This is a genomic window from Microlunatus flavus, assembly GCF_900110855.1.
GTDB classification, from domain to species: domain Bacteria; phylum Actinomycetota; class Actinomycetes; order Propionibacteriales; family Propionibacteriaceae; genus Microlunatus; species Microlunatus flavus.
Window position 1 is genome coordinate 165,465 of sequence record NZ_FOFA01000009.1, and the last position, 16,189, is coordinate 181,653.

The 16,189-nt window shown below is 74.6% G+C and carries 16 protein-coding genes; 8 read left to right on the top strand and 8 right to left on the bottom strand.

Going from position 1 to position 16,189, the window contains the following annotated elements; genetic code table 11:
• Window positions 1–68 precede the first annotated feature (68 nt).
• A complete protein-coding gene (locus BMY04_RS18685) occupies window positions 69–794 on the top strand; it encodes a demethylmenaquinone methyltransferase (RefSeq protein ID WP_091184871.1) in 726 nt (241 codons plus the stop codon).
• On the top strand, window positions 743–2,608 hold the full coding sequence (locus BMY04_RS18690; RefSeq protein WP_139209987.1) for a TM0106 family RecB-like putative nuclease: 1,866 nt from the start codon (window positions 743–745) through the stop codon (window positions 2,606–2,608). The genes BMY04_RS18685 and BMY04_RS18690 overlap by 52 nt, the downstream gene beginning before the upstream one ends.
• Before the next feature lie 42 nt (window positions 2,609–2,650).
• On the opposite strand, the gene BMY04_RS18695 is transcribed toward BMY04_RS18690, so the two are convergent.
• Genes BMY04_RS18695 through BMY04_RS18705 form a run of 3 tightly spaced genes read right to left on the bottom strand, consistent with a single transcriptional unit; the run spans window position 2,651 to window position 5,825 of the window.
• A complete protein-coding gene (locus tag BMY04_RS18695; RefSeq protein ID WP_091184876.1) occupies window positions 2,651–3,115 on the bottom strand; it encodes a group II truncated hemoglobin in 465 nt (154 codons plus the stop codon).
• Window positions 3,116–3,157: 42 nt separating this feature from the next.
• Window positions 3,158–4,801: a 2-succinyl-5-enolpyruvyl-6-hydroxy-3-cyclohexene-1-carboxylic-acid synthase gene (gene menD, locus BMY04_RS18700; protein WP_091184880.1), complete on the bottom strand. Its 1,644-nt coding sequence runs from the start codon at window positions 4,799–4,801 to the stop codon at window positions 3,158–3,160.
• Window positions 4,794–5,825: an o-succinylbenzoate synthase gene (locus tag BMY04_RS18705; RefSeq protein WP_091184883.1), complete on the bottom strand. Its 1,032-nt coding sequence runs from the start codon at window positions 5,823–5,825 to the stop codon at window positions 4,794–4,796. The genes menD and BMY04_RS18705 overlap by 8 nt, the downstream gene beginning before the upstream one ends.
• Before the next feature lie 21 nt (window positions 5,826–5,846).
• Here BMY04_RS18705 and BMY04_RS18710 point away from each other — a divergent pair, with 21 nt between their 5' ends.
• The 4 genes from BMY04_RS18710 to BMY04_RS18725 all read left to right on the top strand — a co-directional run bounded on the left by BMY04_RS18710 (window position 5,847) and on the right by BMY04_RS18725 (window position 10,573).
• Window positions 5,847–7,022 carry an AMP-binding protein gene (locus BMY04_RS18710; protein ID WP_198410263.1) on the top strand — a complete coding sequence of 392 codons (1,176 nt, stop codon included), beginning with the start codon at window positions 5,847–5,849 and terminating at the stop codon, window positions 7,020–7,022.
• A complete protein-coding gene (locus BMY04_RS18715; protein WP_091184886.1) occupies window positions 7,019–7,924 on the top strand; it encodes a 1,4-dihydroxy-2-naphthoate polyprenyltransferase in 906 nt (301 codons plus the stop codon). Before BMY04_RS18710 ends, BMY04_RS18715 begins: the two co-directional genes overlap by 4 nt.
• Before the next feature lie 388 nt (window positions 7,925–8,312).
• A complete protein-coding gene (locus BMY04_RS18720; RefSeq protein ID WP_091184890.1) occupies window positions 8,313–9,821 on the top strand; it encodes a glycosyltransferase family 2 protein in 1,509 nt (502 codons plus the stop codon).
• 134 nt (window positions 9,822–9,955) lie between these two features.
• Window positions 9,956–10,573: a hypothetical protein gene (locus BMY04_RS18725; RefSeq protein WP_091184894.1), complete on the top strand. Its 618-nt coding sequence runs from the start codon at window positions 9,956–9,958 to the stop codon at window positions 10,571–10,573.
• 137 nt (window positions 10,574–10,710) lie between these two features.
• Here BMY04_RS18725 and cds1 read toward each other — a convergent pair whose 3' ends face one another.
• The 3 genes from cds1 to BMY04_RS18740 form a co-directional block, all read right to left on the bottom strand.
• Complete coding sequence (gene cds1, locus BMY04_RS18730; protein WP_408630469.1) at window positions 10,711–11,808, bottom strand: L-cysteine desulfhydrase Cds1; 1,098 nt, start codon at window positions 11,806–11,808, stop codon at window positions 10,711–10,713.
• Complete coding sequence (locus BMY04_RS18735) at window positions 11,792–12,751, bottom strand: RNase H family protein (protein ID WP_091184898.1); 960 nt, start codon at window positions 12,749–12,751, stop codon at window positions 11,792–11,794. Before BMY04_RS18735 ends, cds1 begins: the two co-directional genes overlap by 17 nt.
• A 257-nt stretch (window positions 12,752–13,008) precedes the next feature.
• A complete protein-coding gene (locus BMY04_RS18740; RefSeq protein WP_091184901.1) occupies window positions 13,009–13,284 on the bottom strand; it encodes a GlsB/YeaQ/YmgE family stress response membrane protein in 276 nt (91 codons plus the stop codon).
• A gap of 123 nt (window positions 13,285–13,407) precedes the next feature.
• On the opposite strand from BMY04_RS18740, the gene BMY04_RS18745 reads away from it, so the two are divergent.
• The gene (locus BMY04_RS18745) at window positions 13,408–14,076 is read left to right on the top strand and encodes a response regulator transcription factor (protein ID WP_091185158.1); all 669 of its coding nucleotides are present in this window, start codon (window positions 13,408–13,410) and stop codon (window positions 14,074–14,076) included.
• Between the two features lie 43 nt (window positions 14,077–14,119).
• On the opposite strand, the gene BMY04_RS18750 is transcribed toward BMY04_RS18745, so the two are convergent.
• Entirely contained in the window at window positions 14,120–15,016 is an 897-nt protein-coding gene (locus BMY04_RS18750) for a glycosyltransferase family 2 protein (RefSeq protein WP_232506499.1), read from the bottom strand.
• A complete protein-coding gene (locus BMY04_RS18755) occupies window positions 15,013–15,801 on the bottom strand; it encodes a CDP-alcohol phosphatidyltransferase family protein (protein ID WP_091184906.1) in 789 nt (262 codons plus the stop codon). Before BMY04_RS18755 ends, BMY04_RS18750 begins: the two co-directional genes overlap by 4 nt.
• 101 nt (window positions 15,802–15,902) lie before the next feature.
• Between BMY04_RS18755 and BMY04_RS18760 the strand changes: the two genes are divergently transcribed.
• The gene (locus BMY04_RS18760) at window positions 15,903–16,160 is read left to right on the top strand and encodes a PLD nuclease N-terminal domain-containing protein (protein ID WP_091184910.1); all 258 of its coding nucleotides are present in this window, start codon (window positions 15,903–15,905) and stop codon (window positions 16,158–16,160) included.
• Window positions 16,161–16,189 lie beyond the last annotated feature (29 nt).

A 16,189-nucleotide genomic window follows, 5' to 3' on the forward strand; every position in this document is an offset into this window, starting at 1 on the left:
CGGCGGGCCGCCGGCCGGCGCCACCGCGCCGCACGGAACTGTCGGTGGCCCGTGGAAGAGTTCCTCCCATGGCCGACGACGCGCACGCACCTGCAGGCCGGGCGGGGGCCCGGGCCACCCTGGCGAAGCGCCGCGCCGACGTCGCGACCATGTTCGACCACGTCGCTGAGCGCTACGACCTCGCCAACGACGTGCTCTCCCTCGGGCAGGACCGGGCCTGGCGTCGCGCCGTGCTCGAGGCCGTCGGCGCGCGCCCGGGCGAGCGGGTCCTCGACCTCGCCGCCGGGACGGGCACGTCCAGCGAACCCTTCGCCGCCGCCGGGGCGACGGTCGTCCCGACCGACCTCTCGCTCGGGATGCTCAGGGTGGGCAAGCAGCGACGCCCGGCCCTGTCCTTCGTGGCGGCCGACGCCCTGCAGCTGCCGTACGCGGACGCCTCCTTCGACGCCGTCACCATCTCCTTCGGCCTGCGCAACGTCGAGGACACCCAGGCCGCGCTGGCGGAGATGCGGCGGGTGACCCGGCCGGGCGGTCGGCTCGTCGTCTGCGAGTTCTCCGCGCCGGTCTGGGCGCCGTTCCGGGTGGTCTACACGGAATACCTGATGGCGGCGCTGCCCAGGATCGCCCGGGCGGTCTCGTCCAACCCGGCGGCCTACGTCTACCTCGCCGAGTCGATCCGGGCCTGGCCCGACCAGGTCCACCTCGCCGAGCGGATCGGCGCCGCAGGCTGGCGCGACGTCGCGTGGCGCAACCTGACCGGCGGCGTCGTGGCCCTGCACCGGGCCGTGCGGTGACGGCGTACGCGGGGTCCCCGCCCGCCGTCGAGCCGGTGGACGCTCCCGACGGGCCCGAGGTGCCCGAGCTGACCGAGGCCGCCCGCCCGGTGCTGCTCGGCGCCCGCGCCGCCCGCAGCTGCCCGGTCAAGACCCAGCACCGTTTCACCCCGGGCAGCGAGGTGCCGCCGTCACCTCCGGCCGCGTTCGACGACCCGGCCGCGCTGCGCGCCGAGGCCGTGCGCCGGCACCGCAGCGTGCTGCTCGAGCAGCTCATCGAGGAGTGCGAGGGCCGCGTCGTCGACCTGCGCCTGCTCGCCGCCGACGGGCCCGAGGTCCAGGCGGCGGCCACGCGCCAGGCGCTCGCCGACGGCGTGGACGTGGTCGTCGGCGGCCTGCTGCCGCCCGACCGCGCCGGGCACCGCACGGGCAGCCCCGATCTGCTCGTGCGCGGTGCGGACCGGGCCGACGGCCGGGCGACCTACCACCCCGCCCTCGTGGTGTGGCACCACGTCCTGGCCCCTGTCCCGCCGCGCGCCGACGGCGCTCCGGCGACGGGCCCCGGCCTGGCCTGGACGCCCTTCGCGCAGCCGGGTCCCGCCCGCGTGCGGCGCCGCGAGGACGTGGCCCTGCGGCTGCGGTCCGAGGAACGTGACCTGCGCGAGCTCGCCCACCACCACCGGCTCCTCGAGGCGGCCGGCTTCGCCGGCACGACGGCGTGGGGCGGCCTGGTCGGCACCGACCCGGCCAGCCGGGCGGAGCGCACGGTCATCTGGTGCGACCTCGCGGAGCCGATGCTGCGCACGTACGACCCGGAGGTCGAGGGCCGCTACCGGTTCGAGCCCGCCCTCCAGCGCTACGACGCCGCCTTCGCCCGTCGGGTGGCGGTCGCCGAGGCGGCGCGGCGCGGCGAGCCCCTGCTCGAGCCCGTCGTCGTGCGCGAGTGCGCCGGCTGCGCGTGGTGGCCGCGGTGCCGCCCCCGGCTGGACGACGACGACGTCAGCCTGCGGATCGACCGCGGCGCCCTCGACCGGCAGGAGGTCGAGGCCCTCCGCTCCCTCCGGGCCGGGACCGTGCACGCCCTCGCCACCGCCGACGTCGACGACCTGCTGTCCCGCTACCTCCCGCTGGTGCCGCACCGGAGCCACGCCGACGACCGGCTGCGCACGGCCGTGCGGCGGGCCCGGCTGCTCGAGAGCGGCGTCGGGTTCGTGCGGGAGACGTCGGGGCCCATCGAGGTCCCGTCGGCGAGCGTCGAGGTCGACCTCGACATCGAGAGCTCGGCCGACGGCCGCGTCTACCTGTGGGGCTTCTGGGTGGAACGCCCGGACCGGCCCGGCGAGGGGCACTACCGGGCCTTCGCCGCGTTCCGCGACCTCGACGAGCAGGCCGAGACCACGCTGGCGGTGGAGGCGTTCACCTGGTTGCGCGACCTCGTCGAGGCGGAGACCGCGGCCGGCGGCGGCGTGGCCGTCTACCACTACAGCAGCTACGAGCCGAGCCAGATCGACGCGCTGGCCAAGCGTTCCGGGGAGCCCGTCCTCGGGTGGGCGTCGGCGTACGCGCGCGAGGGGTTCGTCGACCTGCTGGACGTCGTCAAGGCGCACTGGTTCGGGGTGGGCGGCCTCGGCCTCAAGCTTGTGGCCGCGCACGCCGGCTTCTCCTGGCGCGACGACGACCCCGGCGGCCTGAACTCGCAGCGCTGGTTCGCCGACGCGGTCCACGGTCCCGACGAGGACGTCCGCGCGGCGGCGACGGCCCGCGTCCTCGCGTACAACGAGGACGACGTCCTCGCCACCCGCCACGTCCGGGCCTGGCTCCGCGCGGCCCGCTGAGGACCCCGCCGGTCCGGCGCGCCGCTCGCTGACGGAGAGGGGTCAGGGCTGCCAGGGCGGGGCGACGCCCCAGCCCCACCGGGGCACGGGCGCCTGCTCGACCACGACGGCGTCGGGCTGGGAGTTGGCCATGGCCAGCCGGGTGCCCCACTCCAGGTAGGCCAGCAGCGCGGACCGGAACTCGGGGTCGGCCGGCAGGTCGGCGTCGTCGGCCGCCACGCTCATCAGGGCGACGAAGCGGCGACGCTGCTCGACGCTGATCCCCAGCCCGCGGTGGTGGGCGAGCATGGTCGCGTAGCCGCCGTGCTGCTCCGTGTACGCGGCGCGCCCGCCGAAGACCTCGACCCACCAGTCGGTCACGTGCTCGCGATGCTCCCGGCTCACCCCGCCCGGGAACAGCGGGGCGATGTGCTCGTCGGACTCCACGCGGTCGTAGAAGGCCTCGATCATGGCGCGGATCGACGACGGGCCCCCGGCCCACTCGACCAGCGACGGCGTACCGGTCATACCCGGAAATTACACCGTTACACGCGTCTGCCGCCAGAGCTTTTAGGCGCCCAGGGCGCGCACCGCCTCGTCGAGCGCACGGCGCTGCGCACGGTCCACCGGAACCTCCACCAGCTCGATCCCCCGCGGCGGCCGGCTCAGGGCGTCGCGCAGGTCGACGGTCGTCGTCACCCGCCGGTACGCCGCCCCGGCCGCCTCCGCGAACCCTTCCAGACGGGCCCGCTGCGGCGTGCCGAACACCCGCTCGAACGCCTCCGCGTACGCGGCGCCGCCCTGCTCCAGCGTCGTGAAGATGCTGCCGCCGTCGTCGTTGACGACGACGAGCCGCAGGTCCGGGCGGCGCTCCAGCGGGCCGACCACGAGCGCGTTCGCGTCGTGCAGCAACGTCAGGTCGCCGAGCAGCGCGGTCACCGGCCGGTCGTGGCCGAGGGCGAGCCCGCCCGCGGTCGACACGAGCCCGTCGATGCCGGCGAGCCCCCGGTTGGCGTAGGTGGCGGGCGGCTGCTCGGGCACGGCGGCCAGGTCGAGGTCGCGCACCGGGTTGGAGGACCCGACCAGGAGGACGTCCTCGGGGCCGAGTCCGGCGAGCACGGCGGCGGCCACCTCGGCCCCGGTGAGACCCGGCCACCCGGCGAGCAGCGCGTCGAGCCTGGTCCGGACCCGGCGGTCGGACTCCCGCCAGGTCGCCGCCCACGCCGTCTCGGCCGGTCCGGGCGCCGGCAGCACCGCGTCGCCGGCGACGACCGTCGCCGCTCGACCCGGGTCGGGCCAGTCGGCGTACGGGCTGACGACGACGAGCTCGACGTCGCGACGGGCCAGCAGACGCTGGACCGGGCGCGACAGGGTCGGGTGCCCGACCACGACGACGCGCTCGACCTCCTCGGCGAGCCCGGCCGAGCCGGCCGAGCCGGCCAGCAGCAGCCGGTAGGTCGCGACCGCCGCGGGTCCCGAGCGGGCGTTGCTGGAGGGTTCCGCGAGCAGCGGCACCGACGCGGCGGCGGCCCGCAGTGCCCACGCACGCCCGAGCGCTGGGGGCGCGTCCCCGGCCACGACCACGGTCCGGGGACCGCGGGCCAGCTCGAGCGCCGCCCCGGCGCCCGTCGGCCGGACCGTCGGCAGCGTCACCGCGGGCAGCGCCCGGCCGAGCTCGCCGGGGTCGGGCACCAGCGGGTCGACCAGCTCGACGTCGAGGTGGACGGGGCCGGGGAGCCGGCTGCGCGAGCCGGTGGCCGCGACGAGCAGGCGGGCGACCTCGAACGGGGCGTCGCGCTCGTCGGTCAGCGTCGCCGCGGCCCGGACGTGGCTCGCGAAGAGGTCCTGCTGGTGGGTCGTCTGGTTGGCGCCGGTCCAGCGCAGCGCCGCGGGCCGGTCCGCGCTGACCACGACGAGGGGGACGTGGCTGTGCCAGGCCTCGAGGACGGCGGGGTGCAGGTTCGCGACGGCGGTGCCCGACGTGGTCACCACGGCGACCGGTCGCTCGGTCGCCTTCGCCAGGCCCAGCGCGACGAAGCCCGCGCCGCGCTCGTCGACCCGGACGTGCAGCCGCAGCGACCCCGCCCGCTCGGCCGCCCACAGCACGAAGGCCAGAGGCGCGCTGCGCGACCCCGGCGCCAGGACGACGTCGCGCACGCCGGCCTGCACGAGCGCGGCGACGACCGTGCGGGCGAGCGCGCCCGCGTCAGCCACGGGACGCCTCCGGGGCGCGTCCGGGCGAGGCCACGGCCAGGGCCCGGGTCTCCTCCAGCCGGTGCAGCCAGGACTCCTCGTCCGAGGGGTCCATGCGGTGCCGGGCGAGACGTTCCTCGTCCACCGCGACGGCGCGGACGGGCAGCGCCCCGTCGACGGGGACGAGCGGGTCGGTGACGACGTCCCCGTCGAGCAGCGACGTCGTCCCCAGGCCGCAGGCGTACGGCAGCTCGGGCAGCGCGGCGGCCAGGGCGACACCGGCCGCGAGGCCGACCGAGGTCTCGACCGCGCTGGACACGACCACCGGCAGCCCGATCCGGTCGGCCACCTCGAGGGCCGCGCGCACCCCGCCGAGCGGGGCGACCTTGAGCACCGCGACGTCGGCGGCCTCGAGCGCGGCGACCCGGTACGGGTCCTCGACCCGGCGGATCGACTCGTCGGCCGCCACCGGCACCGGGCGGCCGGTCCGGGCGAGCCGGACGCGCAGGGCGGCCAGGTCCTCGACGGACGGGCAGGGCTGCTCGACGTACTCGAGCTCGAAGCGGTCCAGCGCCCGGACGGCCGTCTCGGCGGCGTCGACGTCCCACCCGCCGTTCGCGTCGACCCGGAGCCGGCCCACCGGCCCGAGCGCGTCGCGGACGGCCTCGCACCGCGCCAGGTCGTCGGCCAGGGACTGGCCGCGCTCGGCCACCTTCACCTTCGCCGTCCCGCAGCCCCAGCCCGCGACCGCGCGAGCGACGATCGCGTGCGCCTGCGCGGGGCCGACGGCGGGGACGGTGCAGTTCACGGGCACCGCACCTCGGAGCGGGGCGGGCCAGCCCTGGTCGGCCGCCTCGTCCGCAGCCCGGAGCCAGGGCAGCAGCTCCGCGCCGGAGTAGTCGAGGAACGGGCTCCACTCGGCCCAGCCGGCCGGGCCGCGCCAGAGCAGGCCCTCGCGACGGGTCAGCCCCCGGAACCGCACCGGCATGGCCAGCTCGTACCCGCGCACCCTCTCGCCGCCCGTCACCACGTGAGTCTCCCCCATCTGGGCACCTAGGCTGACGAGGTGACCGCCGGCAGCACGACCCTGCTGCGCGCGGTCGAGGGAGACGCGCTGCCGGCGGCGCTGGCGGAGGCGCTCGACGGCGGCCGGCCGGTCGCCCCGCTGCCCCCCGAACCCGCGGAGCGCGCCCGCGCCGTCCGCGCCCTCCGCCTCGACGAGCCCGCCGACCCCGACGCCGCGGTGGTGGTGCTGAGCTCGGGCTCGACGGGCGAGCCCAAGGGCGTCGTCCTCTCGGCCGCGGCGCTCCGGGCCGGGGCCGAGGCGACGCACGTCCGCCTCGGGGGCGTCGGTCACTGGCTGCTGCCGCTGCCCCGCCACCACGTCGCCGGCCTGATGGTCCTCGCGCGGGCCCACCTGTCCGGGTCGGCGGTCGTGCCGCTGTCCGGCGACCTCGCCGAGCTGCCCGACCTCGCGCTCCCCTCCGGCCGGCGCTACCTGTCCCTGGTCCCCACGCAGCTCGTCCGCGCCCTCGCCCTGCCGCGGCTCGTCGAGGCCCTCGCGTCCCTCGACGCGGTGCTGGTCGGCGGGGCGGCGACCGATCCCGCGCTGCTCGCCCGCGCCCGCGTGGCGGGCGTCCCCTGCGTGACGACGTACGGCATGAGCGAGACCTGCGGCGGCTGCGTCTACGACGGCGTGCCCCTGGACGGGGTCGACGTGGCCGTCGGTCTCCCGGACCGCGTCGGCGGCGTCGACGGCGACCGGATCAGCGTCGGCGGGCCCGTCGTGTTCTCCGGCTACCGCGGCCGCCCCGACCTCACGGCGGACGCCCTGCGGTCCGGTCGGTTCCTCACCTCCGACCGCGGCGCCTGGGTCACCGGGACCGACGGCGTCGCACGCCTGGCGGTCCTCGGCCGGGTCGACGACGTGGTCGTCAGCGGCGGGCACAACGTCGACCTCTCCGCCGTCGAGGCCCGCGCGCACGCCTGGCCCGAGCGGGGCACCGCCGAGATCGCCGTGGTCGGCGTGCCCGACCCGGAGTGGGGCACCGAGGTGGTCGCCGTCACCGACGACCACGACCTGACGCTGGCCGGGCTGAGGAGCTGGGTGCGGGCGGAGCTGCCCGCGTACGCCGCCCCCCGCCGGCTGGTCGCGCTCGACCGGCTGCCCCGGACGGGCGGCGACAAGGTCGACCGCCGCCGGCTCCGCGCCGAGCTGGCACCGACGAAGGAGAACCGATGAGCACGCCCGCCGGCGCAGCAGCGACCACGGCGACACCCGCCCAGTGGCTCGAGGGCGCACGTCCGCGCACCCTTCCGGCCGCGGTCAGCCCGGTCGTCGCGGCCACGGGGGTCGTCGCGTTCACCGACCGCGTCAACCCGGTCGCGGCCCTGCTCGCCCTCGTGGTGAGCCTCGCGCTGCAGGTCGGCGTGAACTACGCCAACGACTACTCCGACGGCATCCGGGGCACGGACGCCGTCCGCGTCGGCCCCGTGCGCCTCGTCGGCTCCGGGCTCGCCCGCCCCCGGACGGTGCGCAACGCCGCCTTCGCCTGCTTCGCGGTCGCCGCGGTCGCCGGCCTGGCCCTCGTCGTGCTGACCGGCCACTGGTGGCTGCTGGCCGTCGGGGCCGCCTGCGTCCTCGCCGCCTGGTACTACACCGGCGGGCGGCGACCGTACGGCTACGCCGGCCTCGGCGAGGTGTTCGTCTTCGTCTTCTTCGGCCTCGTCGCCACCTGCGGGACCGGCTACGTGCAGACCGGCACGGTCGGCGCCGCCCTCCTGGTGACCGCGGTCTGGGTCGGGGCCCTCACGACGGCGGTGCTCGTGGCCAACAACCTGCGCGACCTGGCCGGCGACGCCGCGTCGGGCAAGCGCACGCTCGCCACGCGGCTCGGGGACCGCGGGACCCGCTTCCTCTACGCCGCGCTGGTCGCCGTCGGTGCGCTCGGCCTCGTCGGCGTCGCCCTGCTGACGACGCCGTGGGTGCTGCTCGCGCTGATCGCCCTCGTGGTGCTGGTAAAACCGGTCCGCGCGGTTGTCGAGGGTGCCCGCGGCCGCGACCTCATCGCCGTCCTCAAGGCGACCGGGCTCGCCGGGCTCGCCACGGCCCTGGTCAGTGCGCTCGCCCTGATCCTCGCCTGAGGTCCACGCACCGAGCGTTACTGAGAATCTGCCTGAGGGTGGCAGCCGGCCCCTGAGCGGGCCCCGCGAGGGCCTCCTCGACCTTCGTGGGCCGCGAGGACGGGCGTCCGACGCTCAGGTCAGCACCCTCCCGTTCGCCCCACGCCACGACCAGCGGCCGGCGGATCCCTTGCACCTCACGATTGACACCGGTGTCAGAGCCTTTGCTGACCGCTCCCTGCGGAACCTCAAGGAAGTCTCAGCAACCTCAGCGCGGTTGACTGTTCAACCGTTCGCGTTGAGGAAGACCTCGGAGAAGCCCGCAGCAGTCTGAGTGGAGCCTGAAGGTTGAAGCCGCAATCTTGTTGATGTCAGCGCAGGGCTGGCGGACACGAGGAGCAGACCCCCGATGAGCATCAACTTCGACCTCCCGCAGGGCACCGAGACCGACGAGACCGTCGAGTCCGTCGAGACCGACGCACCGGCCGTCGAGGAGGGCACCGTCGAGGGCGCCGCGCTCTCCCGCTACCTCCACCAGCACCTGGCCGACATCGAGGCGCTGCCGACCTTCCGCCCGAAGATCGGCGTGATCATCCCGGCCTACAACGAGGCCGAGTCGATCGAGGACGTGCTGCGGGGCCTGCTGGCCCAGACGCGGCTGCCCGACGAGATCCACGTGATCATCAACAACACGAAGGACAACTCCTTCGAGCTCGCAGCCAAGTTCGCCGGCCCGCACAAGGGCGCCAAGGTGCGCGGCCAGAAGCGCCAGCGCACCGAGGTGTTCGTCCACGACATCGGCGAGAACCCCGACAAGAAGGTCGGCGCGCTCAACTACGGCTTCAACCTGATCCAGGACGCGGAGTACCTCCTGGGTGTCGACGGCGACACGGTCCTCGCGCCGAACGCGGTCGAGAAGCTGGAGGAGGAGATCGTCTCCGACACCCGCATCGGCGGCATCTCGGCGATCTACTCCATCGACGACACCAAGATCAAGGGTCCGGTCGCCAAGCTGCTCATCGCCGGCCAGCGCACCCAGTTCGCCGCCTTCAACATGCAGAACATGCTCCGCGGCCGCAACATGGCCGTCCTCGGCGGGCAGTGCTCGATCTTCTCGATGAAGGCCCTCCGCGCGGTCATGGCCGAGAACCACCAGCAGACCCCGTGGGTCAACGACTCCGAGGTCGAGGACTCCCTGCTCAGCCTGCAGATCAAGTCGGCCGGCTACCTCACCAAGATCTCCGCGCAGGCCCGCGCCGACGTCGGCGGCATGACCACGGTCCGCTCGCTCGACGGCCAGCAGGTCAAGTGGAACTACGGCGCCATCGACCTGATGTGGCCGGGCCAGCGCGGCGACACGAAGGGCCAGCCCTTCCACCCGAACCTGCGCCTGCGCTGGGCCGAGAACTTCGGCATGGCGACCAACATCTTCACCCGCATCGCCTTCGTGCTCCTGCTGGCCGCCTCGCTCAGCATCCACGCCTTCGTCTTCTCGCCCATCTGGCTGGTCCCGCCGGTCGTCGCGGTCCTGCTGAACGTCCGCATCGCCTTCTCGATGAAGAACCGCAACGTCCGCGACGTGCTCTTCGCCGCCACCGGCATCCCGGCCGAGATCTACATGTGGCTCCGCGCCGGCCACTTCGTCCGCGCCTGGGCCAAGTTCCTCTCCCGCGTCAAGGTCGACAACTGGGCCGAGCAGGCCAAGGCCGAGCGCGGCTCGGGCAAGGCGTACCTCACCCCGCTGATCGTGCTCGCGGTCTCCTTCCTCGTCCTCGGCTACACCTGGTTCCAGCTGCCGCTGCTCATCCAGACCTCGATCCTCTGGCTCGGCTGGCCGGTCCTCTACGTCGTCACGATCGCTCAGACCGTGGTCATGGTCGGCAAGCTCTTCCGCCGCGAGCGCGGCTACAAGGTCTGAGCCCGGTCCCCTCCCGGCTCGGAAAGCCGCCCGCACCCTCGCCCGGAACCGGGCACGCGGGGTGCGGGCGGTGTTATCTTGCGGCTCTCGGACGATCCGACGGCCGTTCCCCCTCCCCCGACAGGAACCCCCCGATGATGTTCCGCCGTGCCCTCTCCGCCGCTGCCGCGGTCGCCGCCCTCCTCGTCGCCGCCGGGTGCAGCACCCCGCCCTGGGAGGCGGCCACCGCGACGGCCAGCCCCTCGCCGCGCGCCACCCCGGCCGCCACGCCCTCGCCGTCCCCGACGCCGAAGAAGGCCCGGATCAAGAACGACCTCAGCCGCGGCGTCGCCAAGCACACCCTGGACGCGGGCGCGATCGAGCTCAAGACCGTCTACTACTCCACGATGCCGATGGCCCAGTGGACGCCGGAGGCGAGCAAGCCGATCACCCTCTCGCTCACGGCCGGCTTCCCCGGGAAGTACAAGCAGGACATCTACCTGGCCGAGCTCGACGTGCGGATGGACGTGCTGGGCCCGGACGGGCCGCTCGCCGCGCCGTCGCCGATCGTCGATACGGCGACCGTGTCCCCGGGCTACCTGATCAAGAAGCCCAACTCGTACGGCAACGTCTTCACCGTGCCGGCGCTCCCCGACGACGCCCAGTCGGTGACGCTCACCTTCACCTACCAGCTGCTCGCCCCGGACAAGCCGAAGTCGAAGGTCTACACCAAGCAGGTCACGACCGACACCGTCACGGTCGCCATCTCCTGAGCGCGCGGGAGCCCGTGCATCTCACGACAACGTGAGATGCACGGGCTCCGCCACGTCTGCAGGGTGCGCAGAGCACGAGGAACCTCGGCTGAGTGGGACCTCGGGCACCCGAGAACCCGGCCCGGGGCGGGCTGACGTCAGGCGCCCTCGACCCACGCACCCGTCGCCATGAAGTGCTCGAGCGTCCGGGTCGGCGGGTCGAGGTCCCAGCCCCGTGACCCCACCCACGCGTCGTCGTAGTAGCTGTGCGCGTAGCGGTGGCCGTCGTCGCAGAGCAGGGTGACGACGCTGCCCGTACGGCCCGCCGCCACGAGCTCGGCGACGAGCTGGCAGGCGCCCCACAGGTTGGTGCCGGTGGAGCCGCCGACCATCCGGCCGAGGTGGCGGGTGCCCCACCGCATGGCGGCGACCGAGGCGGCGTCGGGAACGGGGATCATCCGGTCGACGACCTCCGGCACGAAGCTCGGCTCGACCCGAGGCCGTCCGATCCCCTCGATGCGCGAGCCGCGCGCGGTCACGTCGGTCCGCCCGGTGCGCCAGGAACGTTCGAACGCCGACCCCTCGGGGTCGACCACGCACAGCGACGCCGGCAGCTGGTTCAGCCGCAGGTAGCGCCCGATGGTGGCGCTGGTCCCGCCGGTGCCCGCCCCGACGACCACCCAGGCGGGCACGGGGTGCGGCTCGCGGCCGAGCTGCGCGAACATCGACTCGGCGATGTTGTTGTTGCCTCGCCAGTCGGTCGCGCGCTCGGCGTAGGTGAACTGGTCGAGGTAGTGCCCGCCGCTCTCCGCCGCCAGCCGCTCGGCCTCGGCGTAGATCGTCCCCGGGTCGTCGACCAGGTGGCAGCGCCCGCCGTAGAACTCGATGAGCTCGCACTTCTCGCGCACCGTCGTCGCCGGCATCACCGCGACGAAGGGCAGCCCGAGCAGCCGGGCGAAGTACGCCTCGCTGACCGCGGTCGACCCCGACGACGCCTCGACCAGCGTCGTGCCCTCCTCGATCCAGCCGTTGCACAGCCCGTAGAGCACGAGCGAGCGGGCCAGGCGGTGCTTGAGGCTGCCGGTCGGGTGCACCGACTCGTCCTTGACGTAGAGGGAGACCCCCCACTCCGGCGGCAGCGGGAAGACGTGCAGGTGCGTGTCCGCGCTGCGGTTGCTGTCGGCCTCGACCTGGGACAGGGCCCAGTCGAGCCAGCGGCGGTCGTGCGCCGCGCCCGGGTCACCGCGCACGGCCACCGCCCTCGAGCGTGCCCTGGTGGAACCGCTGCCGCCACCGCCCGCCGGAACGCACCCACACCGAGCTGCGCAGCGCGGCGCGCCCGCTCACCCGGCTGCGCCACACCAGCAGCACCACGTCGGGCGCGAGGGTCTCGACCGAGAGCACCTCGAGCTCGGCGTCGTCGAGCGGGGTGATCGTGGACAGCACCTCGTCGCGCGACCAGAGCCGCCCGGACGCGCCGACCTCGCTCCAGGCGGGGTCGAGCAGCGCGTCGACGGCGGAACGGTCGGAGCGCACGCGGTCGCTGAGCAGCGCGCGCTCGAGGTCGACGACGTCGTCGAGCTCGGTCCCGGCGGCGGGGAGGTCGTCCGCGCGCACGTCGCGGGTCGGGGCGGAGGGGACGGCCGGGGCCGTGCCGCCCGAGGACACCGAGAACAGGTCGTCGTCGGCGGGGACCGCCTCCACCTCGGGCTCGGGGACCGGGGTCGCGCCCGGGAAGCCGGGCCCTGCGTCGGGCTCGCGGTGCTCCCGGAACGCGGTGGACGCAGCCACCGCCAGCCGGTCGGCGGCCTCGTTGAGCGGGTGGCCGGCGTGGCCCTTGACCCACTCGAAGCGCACGTCCGTGTTCGCGCGGTCGACGAGGGCCTGGTCCAGGCCCTTGACGAGCTCGACGTTGAGGACCGGCTTGCCGTCCTTCTTGCGCCAGCCCTTGCGCTTCCAGCCCTTCATCCACTGCGTGACGGTGTTGATCACGTAGAGGCTGTCGCAGTAGACGAGCAGGTCGTCGTCGAGGTGCGCGGTCTGGTGGAGCAGGTCGAGCACGGCCTTGAGCTCGCCCATGTTGTTGGTGCCGCGGGGCCAGCCCCCGCTCGCCCAGTGGTCCTCGTCGACGTACCAGGCCCAGCCCGCCGGTCCCGGGTTGCCCAGGGCCGAACCGTCCGCCGCCGCCGTGATCGTCACCGCGCGATCGTGCCACGTCGGAGCGCGACGGCCCGCACCCATCCGGACCGGGCCGGTGCCGTACGGGTGGGCGGGCACGCGCCCGTCGCGCCCCGGTGCGCAGGTGGTCGGGAGCAGCGACGGCTCCCACCCGGAGGTGGGAGCCGCGCGCTCGTACCGTCCTCGGCGAGGTCCTCCCGGCGCGGTCCACGGCCGCGCCCGGCCCCTGCCTCACGACCCCCCACGGACCGTTCGGCGAGAGCCCGGGGAGGCCTGCCTCAGACGGTCGTCCTGGTCCGCGACCGGCCGGTCAGCGCCGAGGCGATGACGACCAGCACCGCGGCGACGAGGATCGCGATGATCCACCGCGTCCAGTCGATGCCCGGGCTGCCGTTGCCGCCGAAGGCGGTGTAGACGTACCAGCCGATGATCACACCGCCGATGCCGCACAGGATGGTCAGCCAGAGCGGGATGTTGTCCCGGTTCCCGGGGGCCACGAACTTGCCCAGCAGGCCGATGATGATGCCGGCCACGATGACGCCGATGATCTCCACGATGTCCTCCTCGAGATCTGCCGTTGCGAGCGGCTCGGCACCGGAGATCTTCCGGTCCCGCGTCTTCGATCAGACCATCGCGGGAACCTGGCTGGTACATCCTCAGGGGTGTACGGTCTGAGCATGACGACCACGCTGACGCGCCCCATCACGGTCGCGCTCGTCAACGACTACGACGTCGTCGTCCTCGGGGTGGCCAACATCCTGGGGCAGTTCCCCGAGCGCGTGGTCATCGCCGAGATCGACACGAACAAGCCCGTGCACGACCGGGTCGACGTCGTGCTCTACGACTCCTTCGGCCAGCCCGAGTCCGACCGCGACGAGGTGCGCGTGCTGGTCGAGAACCCGCGGGCCCGTCGCGTCGTCGTCTACACCTGGAACTTCCACCCCGACCTCGTCGAGCGCGCCCGCCGCCAGGGCGTGCACGGCTACCTGTCGAAGTCGCTGCCCGCCGCCGACCTCGTCTCGGCGCTCGAGGCGGTGCACGCCGGCGACGTCGTGTTCAGCGAACCGCCCCCGCGGGCCCGGCCCGCCAGCGGCTCGGACTGGCCGGGGCGCAGCAAGGGGCTGAGCGACCGCGAGGCCGAGGTCCTCGCGCTGATCACCCAGGGCCACACGAACGAGGAGGTCGCCGGCCTGACCTACCTCAGCATCAACACGGTGAAGTCCTACATCCGCTCCGCCTACCGCAAGATCGGCGTCGAGAGCCGTACGCAGGCGGTGCTGTGGGGCGTCGAGAACGGCTTCCGGCCCGACCACCGCCGCGTCGACCACTGGCGCGGTGGCCCGTAGCCGAGGACGCTCCCGAGCTCGCCGGGGGGCCGAGAACGCTCCGTCAGAGAACCGGCGGGTGCCCCGCGCGGGTCATGCGCCAGACCGTGCGCCACGACATCGGCCGCCGCTCGCCGCCGTCCTCGCGCAGACCGATGCGGTAGCCGCGCAGGGTCTCGCGCACCGCCTCCGACGACCGCAGCCGGCTGCCGCCGACCGCCGCCCAGGCCGCGACGTAGGCCACGCCGACCGGCAGCGGCAGGTTGCGGCGGGCGAGCCAGACGCGGTTGCGGGCCTGGTAGCGGTAGAACTCCGCGTGCCGCGTGGGCTGGATCGCCGGGTGGTGGACCTCGATGCTGCCGTCGTAGCGCACGTGGAACCCGGCGTCCCACACGCGCCAGGCGAGCTCGATGCCCTCGTGGGCGTACCAGAAGGGTTCCGGCCAGCCGCCGGCGTAGTCGAAGGCGCTGCGGCGCATGGCGACGGCGCCCTCCCAGACGTTCATCGCCGGGCTGCTGCGCGCGGGGTCGCCGACGCGGACGCGCGGGGTCCAGCGCCGCGGGGCCTCGCGCCCCTCGGGGTCGACGACACGCGGCTGGACAAGCCCGAGCGACGGGTCCGCGGCGAACTGCGCGGCCATCCGCGCGAGCACGTCGTCGCGCGGCAGCACCGCGTCGTCGTCGAGGAAGAACAGCAGGTCGCCCTCGACCTCCGGGACGCCCGCGTTGCGGCCGGCGGGGATGCCGCGGTTCGTCGGCAGGCCGAGCGTCCGCACCCCGTCGGGCAGCCCCACGGGCTGCCAGCCGTTGCCGACCACGACCACGTCGAGCTCGACGTCGCGCTGGCCGAGCAGCGACTCGACGCCGGCGCGCAGGTCGTCCGGCCGGTTGCCCATCGTGAGCACGACGACCGCGAATCGCGTCGGCGTCACCGGGCCGCCGGCCGCGGTGGAGCCGCTCACCGGAGCCTCGCCGACCCGAGCACGGCGGCCAGGTGGCCGACCACGGTGACGACGGCGGAGGCGAGCATGGCGAGCAGCAGCACGCGGGTGGCGTACCCGCCCACGAAGAGGTCGACCACCGCCGCGGCGAGGACCAGCAGCGACATCTCGATCGAGTGGAAGATGCGGTGGAACGGCACCAGCCGCGCCGCCCGCCTCGCGGTGCGCAGCAGGCCCCGCTGCGGCACCCGGACGCTCTCGACGTCGGCCATCTGCGTCAGCCCCGCGTAGTGCCGCGACACGTGGACGAGGTCGTTCTCGACCTTGTTGAGGCAGACCAGCAGCCCGAGGGCCAGGCCCGCGCTGATCCAGACGCTGCTGAGGGCGAGCCCGCCGTTGGCCCGCACCCCGAGCGCGACGGCGATGCCGCACTCGGCCGTGTAGTGGCCGACCCGGTCGAGGTAGACGCCGCGCGGCGACGAGGTCTGGCGCCAGCGGGCGACCTCGCCGTCGCAGCAGTCGAGCAGCTGCTGCAGCTGGGCGAGGACGACGACCCCGACCGCGCCGGCGAGGGTGGGCCAGCCGGTGGACACCGCGGACAGCACGGCGCAGAGGATCATGAGCCAGGTGACCGCGTCGGCCGAGAAGCCGGCCCGCAGCAGGACCCGGGTGAGGTACGGCGACAGGTCGCGCAGGTAGAGGTGGGCCACCCAGTGCTCGGCCCCGGCCCGCGTCCGCACGCTCGGCGGCTGGGTCACCTCGCGCAGCTGCGCGATGGTCGGCCGCGCCGGGCGCTCGGTGAGCATCGGACCAGCCTAGGACGGCGGGGCGGAGGCGCTGCCGAGCCGCGCGGGACCGGCCCCGCGACTCTTGTCCCGGGTTGGGGGCGCGTGCGTACTCTTGGCCCATGGGACGGTTCCTCCCGCTGGTGATCGTGGCGCTGCTCACGATCTACTGCGTGGTCGAGGTCGCCCAGGCCCCGCCGTACGCGGTGCGTCGCGCACCCCGCTGGCTGTGGGCCGTCGCCGTCATCTGCCTCCCGCTCGCCGGTGCGCTCGGCTGGCTGTTCTTCGGCCGCCCGACCGCCCAGTCGCGCGGCGAGGTGGGCCCGTCGAAGCGGCCCAAGGCCCCCGACGACGACGTGGACTTCCTCCGCGGCCTCTGAGCCGCCCCCGGGAGAGCTCTCCGCCTCCT

Coding starts and splice junctions, on each gene's coding strand:
- BMY04_RS18685 (WP_091184871.1), top strand. CDS start 69: ATGGCCGACGACGCGCACGCACCTGCAGGCCGGGCGGGGGCCCGGGCC.
- BMY04_RS18695 (WP_091184876.1), bottom strand. CDS start 3,115: ATGACCGGTACGCCGTCGCTGGTCGAGTGGGCCGGGGGCCCGTCGTCG.
- BMY04_RS18705 (WP_091184883.1), bottom strand. CDS start 5,825: ATGGGGGAGACTCACGTGGTGACGGGCGGCGAGAGGGTGCGCGGGTAC.
- BMY04_RS18715 (WP_091184886.1), top strand. CDS start 7,019: ATGAGCACGCCCGCCGGCGCAGCAGCGACCACGGCGACACCCGCCCAG.
- BMY04_RS18720 (WP_091184890.1), top strand. CDS start 8,313: ATGAGCATCAACTTCGACCTCCCGCAGGGCACCGAGACCGACGAGACC.
- BMY04_RS18725 (WP_091184894.1), top strand. CDS start 9,956: ATGATGTTCCGCCGTGCCCTCTCCGCCGCTGCCGCGGTCGCCGCCCTC.
- BMY04_RS18745 (WP_091185158.1), top strand. CDS start 13,408: ATGACGACCACGCTGACGCGCCCCATCACGGTCGCGCTCGTCAACGAC.
- BMY04_RS18755 (WP_091184906.1), bottom strand. CDS start 15,801: ATGCTCACCGAGCGCCCGGCGCGGCCGACCATCGCGCAGCTGCGCGAG.
- BMY04_RS18760 (WP_091184910.1), top strand. CDS start 15,903: ATGGGACGGTTCCTCCCGCTGGTGATCGTGGCGCTGCTCACGATCTAC.